The following is a 696-nucleotide window of genomic DNA, read 5'->3' on the forward strand; positions in this document are numbered from 1 at the left end:
ATTTAAAAATGGTGCGGGTGAAGGGAGTCGAACCCCCACGCCTTGCGGCGCTAGATCCTAAGTCTAGTGCGTCTGCCAATTCCGCCACACCCGCTTAATTTTACTACTGTTGGTAATTAAATGGTGAGCCATGAAGGACTCGAACCTTCGACCCTCTGATTAAAAGTCAGATGCTCTACCAACTGAGCTAATGGCTCATAAAAATGGTGCCGGCTATAGGAATCGAACCCACGACCTACTGATTACAAGTCAGTTGCTCTACCTGCTGAGCTAAACCGGCAAATGGTGGAGGATGACGGGCTCGAACCGCCGACCCCCTGCTTGTAAGGCAGGTGCTCTCCCAGCTGAGCTAATCCTCCTGGGTACTATGCCTAGCGATGTCCTACTCTCACAGGGGGAAGCCCCCAACTACCATCGGCGCTAAAGAGCTTAACTTCCGTGTTCGGTATGGGAACGGGTGTGACCTCTTTGCCATCATCACTAGACTTCTTAAAAGACAAGATTTATTATAACATATTTAGTTATAAATGCAAGTTTTTTTAAAAACTTTCTTATTCTTTCAAAACTGGATAAACGGTTCATTGAATGTTTCAAACTTTTTTTGGTTAAGTCCTCGATCGATTAGTATTCGTCAGCTCCATGTGTCACCACACTTCCACCTCGAACCTATCTACCTCATCGTCTTTGAGGGATCTT

4 tRNA genes and 2 rRNA genes are annotated in these 696 nt (G+C 46.0%); all 6 read right to left on the reverse strand.

The features are described from left to right. Positions 1-9: 9 nt before the first annotated feature. Positions 10-94: transfer RNA gene (locus AO843_RS23765), tRNA-Leu, on the reverse strand. Positions 95-121: 27 nt separating this feature from the next. Further along, a tRNA-Lys gene (locus tag AO843_RS23770) sits at positions 122-197 on the reverse strand. A gap of 7 nt (positions 198-204) precedes the next feature. Continuing rightward, positions 205-280 (reverse strand) — tRNA-Thr (locus tag AO843_RS23775). A 3-nt stretch (positions 281-283) separates the two neighbouring features. After that, positions 284-359 (reverse strand) — tRNA-Val (locus tag AO843_RS23780). Between the two features lie 10 nt (positions 360-369). Beyond that, positions 370-485: ribosomal RNA gene (rrf, locus tag AO843_RS23785) — 5S ribosomal RNA — on the reverse strand. Positions 486-601: 116 nt separating this feature from the next. After that, positions 602-696: ribosomal RNA gene (locus AO843_RS23790) — 23S ribosomal RNA — on the reverse strand; the annotation flags it as partial.

It is taken from the genome of Lysinibacillus sp. ZYM-1, from assembly GCF_001308875.1.
Taxonomy (GTDB): domain Bacteria; phylum Bacillota; class Bacilli; order Bacillales_A; family Planococcaceae; genus Lysinibacillus.